The sequence below is a fragment of the Burkholderia sp. B10 genome (genome assembly GCF_004368385.1).
Classification (GTDB): Bacteria; Pseudomonadota; Gammaproteobacteria; order Burkholderiales; family Burkholderiaceae; genus Burkholderia; species Burkholderia vietnamiensis.
The window spans coordinates 1-4,942 of record NZ_PQMX01000142.1 but is presented as its reverse complement, the minus strand read 5'-3'; the positions used below and the strand labels follow the sequence as shown (position 1 = coordinate 4,942).

At 57.8% G+C, this 4,942-nt stretch carries 5 protein-coding genes; all 5 read right to left on the bottom strand.

Annotated elements, in window-relative coordinates; all coding sequences use genetic code 11:
- Window positions 1-183: 183 nt before the first annotated feature.
- A complete protein-coding gene (locus tag C3Y15_RS31035; RefSeq protein WP_011880000.1) occupies window positions 184-1,998 on the bottom strand; it encodes a diguanylate cyclase in 1,815 nt (604 codons plus the stop codon).
- Between the two features lie 761 nt (window positions 1,999-2,759).
- Window positions 2,760-3,419 (bottom strand): DsbA family protein, encoded by a 660-nt coding sequence (locus C3Y15_RS31030; RefSeq protein WP_227893117.1) that lies wholly within the window; start codon window positions 3,417-3,419, stop codon window positions 2,760-2,762.
- Window positions 3,420-3,448: 29 nt separating this feature from the next.
- Window positions 3,449-4,360, bottom strand: a complete 912-nt coding sequence (locus C3Y15_RS31025) for an oxidoreductase (RefSeq protein WP_011879999.1) — start codon at window positions 4,358-4,360, stop codon at window positions 3,449-3,451.
- Between the two features lie 29 nt (window positions 4,361-4,389).
- The gene (locus C3Y15_RS31020; RefSeq protein WP_243860299.1) at window positions 4,390-4,650 is read right to left on the bottom strand and encodes an NAD(P)H-binding protein; all 261 of its coding nucleotides are present in this window, start codon (window positions 4,648-4,650) and stop codon (window positions 4,390-4,392) included.
- A 105-nt stretch (window positions 4,651-4,755) separates the two neighbouring features.
- A partial coding sequence (locus C3Y15_RS31015; protein WP_166677074.1) for an ATP-binding protein occupies window positions 4,756-4,942 on the bottom strand: 187 nt, incomplete at its 5' end.

Genomic DNA, 4,942 nt, shown 5'->3' with positions numbered 1-4,942 from the left:
ATGGAACCGCTCGGCTATATCCCGCCCGCCGAGGCTGAGGCAAACTACTACAGGCAACTCAGAAATGCTGCTGAAGTGCCTGCATTAACTTAAACCAACCGGCCTCCACGATTCCCGGTGCGGTTCACCTTGGAATGCCTTTACGTCAGAGAGCGCAATGGCCGCGAACGCGAAGCTGCGCAGTCATTCGCGATAGAGCTCGACCCTGTTGCGGCCGCGCTCCTTCGCGAGATATAGCGCCTTGTCACATCGAGTGAGTGCCTGATCGACGCCGACATCCGTCGCATACATCCTGTCGACGCCGATGCTGACGGTCAGTGCGACGTGCTGTTCGCCCAGAACCAGAGGTGTTTCAGCGGCACGACGCTGCACGCGCAGCCCGAATGCGATCGCTTCCTCGGTGCCGCTGTCCGGCAGAACGGCCGCGAATTCTTCGCCGCCAATCCTCCCTACGATGTCGCCTGCGCGCGCCTCTGATCGCAGCAGCCCGGCGAAGTGTCTAAGTGCGCGGTCGCCGAGCGCGTGTCCCCAGCGATCGTTGAGCGCCTTGAAATTATCGAGGTCAAGCATAAGCACCGCAGCAATGCGACTCTCGGCGCGCCGGATCCGGACAAGTTCCGCTTCGCCTTGTGTCATGAAGTGGCGCCGATTGGCCAACTGAGTCAGGTGGTCGACCGTTGCCAGTTCATGCAGTTCTGCCTCAATACGCTTGCGCTCGGTTGTATCCGTAACAAATCCGTGCCATAACGTGCTGCCATCAGCCATACGTTGTGGCCGAGCGTCGCTCTGCCGCCAGCGAATGCCCTGCTGCGGCAATCTTACCCTGTATTCGAAGCGCCACGGCGTCAGGTTCGCCGCCGATTCGAGCAGCGACTGCCGATATCCGGCGACGTCGCGTGGATCAATTCGCGCTTCGACTACGTCCGCACTGCGAACGACCTGTTCAGGCGTCACTTCGTATATCTGTCTTACGCCATCACTCGCGTATGCGAAGACACCACGCCCATCAGCCGTTTGCCGGTATTGAAAGACGAGGCCCGGCACTTCGTTCGTCAGGTTGGTGATCAGGCTAATGGTCTCCTGCAACTGCGTGGCCATATCGCGCAAACCGGTAATGTCTGTGGTCGTGCCGACCATACGCAGCGCACGGCCGTCGCCATTGCGGCTGACTACCTTACCGCGGCTGCAGATCCACTTGTAGGTGCCATCCTTGCAACGGATGCGGTGCTCGATTTCATAGCGGTCCGTCCTGTTTTCGAAATGAGCCTGCATCGTCTCCTTGACATACTCCCGCTCGTCGGGATGCAAACGGAGGTAGGCGTCTTCAATCCGGTTGCTGATTTCATGCGACTCATAGCCGAGTATCGCCTTCCATTCCGGCGAATAGCGAATTTCACCCGTGGTGACATCGCGGTCCCAAACACCGGTCCCACTTCCGATAAGTGCAAGCGTAATCAGATCCTTTTCGGCCTGCAGTTCAGCCGCACGGCCGCGCAGTTCAGCTTCCACTTGACCTCGGGCAACCGATTGCGCGGCTATCGTCGCCAGTTCGTGCAGAAAGGCACGTTGCCCTTCGTCGAGCGTGCGAAACGCGTCATCCAGCAGGCACAGGGCGCCGAGATGGCGGCCGTCGCTGGCAGTAAGTGCGCACGCGGCAAAGAAGCGCGGCAATTTTGCAGTAACGCCGCGATCTTCGAAAAAAAAGCGCGAGTCGTCGTGCGTATCGGGGACGACGACTACCTTCTCGGATTCCTTCTCAACGTTGATACGTTTAGCGAACAGGTCAGGCGGAATCGCATGGGGAAATACGCCATCGACGGCTTGCAACCGCTGCCCTTCCGGGGCGGACAACGTGACCAGCGCAGTGACGACGCCGAAGTGCGCCCGCGCCAGACGGGTCACTGCCTCGCATTCGGGACTCGCCAGCAGAGGTGAAACTTCGCCAGCGGCAGAGCCGGCGGACGCAACCGCATCATCGTCGGAATCGGTTGTGAGCATACAAAACCGTTATTCTATGAGATCGAAAACAGCGAAGTCAGCAGGATCTATAACGGCTTAGTAAGCGCGAAGTTTAGCGCTCCGCAATGGTGAATGATCGCGTCGCGTATTGAATGTCGAAAGTTTGTCGCAGGATGGAGATCGCTCCGTCCTTGGAGCAAGATGCCCCCTGTGATGCCAACAAGTCTGGCCAAGCCAACCGAGTTCAACATTCAATCGGTAACATCAGAATAAGAAAGAAACCGATTCTCATTTATAAACTTTCCCCTTGGGTTTTACCACAGACGAGATAGTGTCTGACGTTACACTCGCAACTACGACGGATGCGAACATCGCGTCCAAGCGGGAGGTCTGCTTTCAGGGGCAGAGTGATCGCTCTAACGACCACGTCACACCGATAGCAAATGGCGCGTCATGGCCGAGGCTGTGTTAAAACGCGAAAGGACCCGGTTTTTGAGTGTCGCTTTACCCTTCCCGAGTTGCTGCCAAGCCAATACAGCGCGATCTGAAGGGTCGATCTGTGAGGAAACCATGTTCAGCATGCGTTTTCACACAGCCTTGGCCGAACGCGGCCGGCCACCACCCTACAAAGTGCGACCAGCGCAGGTCGACCCGGAACGGTCGGTCGTAAGATCGCGCTCCCTTTGTCGCTTCTTGAGGTACTGCAGGCATCCGACCACCGGTCTTTTTGGTCGGGCATCGGCCAACACTGTCAACAGCGCCGCAGAACCTTATCGACTTGACGTACACCGAGCTCCGAGTCATTGGATGCGAGGAAGCCGCATCAGAGATGAGTTTGCACCGGAAGCCGCTCGTATTGCCGCAGCAATCTCGTCTTCGCCGCGTCCCCCATTGATGGCAATGCTTTCCCCAAAGACAAAGTGAGGAACCGAACGGACACGGGCACCGGCCGACCTGGCCGCTTCCTGCTCGACGCGGCGGTGCTGTTCAGGATCAAGTGCGATGGCACGCGCCTGGTCGCGGTCGAAACCGTAGTCGGCTGCGATGTCGGCCAATACATCCGCGTCGGAAATATTCTTCGCTTCGATGAAGTAAGCGTCAGTGATTACAACGGCGAGCCTGTGCTGCGTGTCACGACCAGCGGCTGCCAGAATCACGGCATGAGCAGCTTGAGTCGGATAGGCCCAGAGCTGGCGGCCAAAATCCAGGGAGAAGTCCGAAGCGCGAGCTTCTCCCTCGGGGCGAGCAAAGGCCACCTTCGGATCGGTTATGCCGTAGCGCGAACGCAGCAAGTCGGGAATATAGAGGCCACCTGCCGACGCATCGGGCAGCAGCAGAACGGGATGCTGCCGGATATCAACGACCAGGTCGGGAAAACGCTCCGCCAGCACTTTGTCGAGACAATGATGCCCGACGATGCACCACGCGCATGTGATTTCAGTATAGAGGGCTATTTGCATAACCATGTTCTGGCGGTCTGATCTGCACGCTATGCATTTGAAGGTAGCTCGACATCGATTCTGGTCAGTTGAACCGATACGTCCCACAGTCGTTTTGCGAGTTCTGGATTCCGCGCGTCCTGAGACGGAGTGCATTCACCAGAGGGACCTCGCAATTCGGAAGTTTTCGTCGGCCCGTAATAGCCGCCGGACTTTATTTGTCCGGTCGCCGCTTGCAATGCGCCCCACGCGCCCTGAGCCGGCGTGTTGAAAAACAGGCCGATCAATGACATTGCGATGTTGCCCCACCAGCTATCGCGCGCAAGGTTGGTTCCAGCAAGACCCGGGTGGCAGGCCAAAGCCGTAACCGCTATCCCCGCCGCCCGCAGTCGCCGATCCAGCTCAAAGACAAAAAGCAGATTCGCAAGCTTGCTGGCTGCATAGCGAGGCATCCACTTGTAACTCTTCTCCGCATTAAGATCGTCCCATTCGATCTTCGCGCTCTTGTGCAGACCACTGCTCGTGACAACGATGCGCGACCCAGATGTTTCCGTGAGCCTGGGCAACATGAGCACGGTGAACGCAAAGCAACCAAGATGATTGACGCCGAATGTCAGCTCGAAGCCTTGCACCGTGCGCTTCAGCTTCGGCCCTTGCACGCCCGCATTATTGATGAGCACGTCGACGCGCGGTTCCTTTTCGACCAGTTTTGCTGCGTTCCGCACGCTCGTCAGGTCTGCGAGGTCAAGCGGCAGGAATGCGAGATTCGCTTCAGGAGTCTTCAGACGAATCCGGCTAATAGCAGCTTCCGCCTTTGCCTCGTCGCGGCGCGCGAGAAGCACCCTGGCTCGCCGTGCCGCCAACGTACTCGCTATTTCAAGGCCTATGCCGGTGTTGGCGCCGGTGACGATAAAGGTCTTGCCCGATTGATCGGGTACATCAGCATTGGTGAATCCGCTCATGGCGTGAACCGTGTCGAAACGTTATTGCGTCAATGGTTAGCGATGCCTGGCGCGGCACGCACGAACTTCCTGTCGGTCACCTGGTCGACCAGGAACTTCGCAACGTTGCCTCTGGAGAGCTTCGTGCCGAGTCTGGTTTTTCCATACCAACCCACATCCACGCGGCCATCGGCGGGACCATCCTTTAGGTTCGGAATGCGTACCAGTGTCCAGTCCAGGTCCGAATTGGCGATCAATTCGCCAGTCGCCTTGATGTCCTCATACCCCTTGCTCGCGATAACCTTGAACAACAGCGCGAACGCATGAGCTTTGAAGGCAAAGCCTGTTGATTTTCACCGAATCTTGACCCACCGTTTTCATCTAAATCTGACCCACCCCGAGACAGCGTAGTACATCTATTCCGGTGTGGATAACTCCTCACTGCCTGCTGCTTTTGCTGCTCTCTTTCTGGTTGTCTTCGCCTTGGCAGAACTGGACTTGAAGCGCCAGGATTCATTGCCCGTTTCGACGATGTGGCAGTGATGGGTGACGCGGTCCAGCAGCGCCGTCGTCATCTTTGCGTCCCCGAACACGGTCGCCCAC

What these genes read in the sequence shown, in the direction of transcription:
- C3Y15_RS31030 (WP_227893117.1), bottom strand. Translation starts at nt 3,419, where the DNA reads ATGCAAATAGCCCTCTATACTGAAATCACATGCGCGTGGTGCATCGTC.
- C3Y15_RS31035 (WP_011880000.1), bottom strand. Translation starts at nt 1,998, where the DNA reads ATGCTCACAACCGATTCCGACGATGATGCGGTTGCGTCCGCCGGCTCT.
- C3Y15_RS31025 (WP_011879999.1), bottom strand. Translation starts at nt 4,360, where the DNA reads ATGAGCGGATTCACCAATGCTGATGTACCCGATCAATCGGGCAAGACC.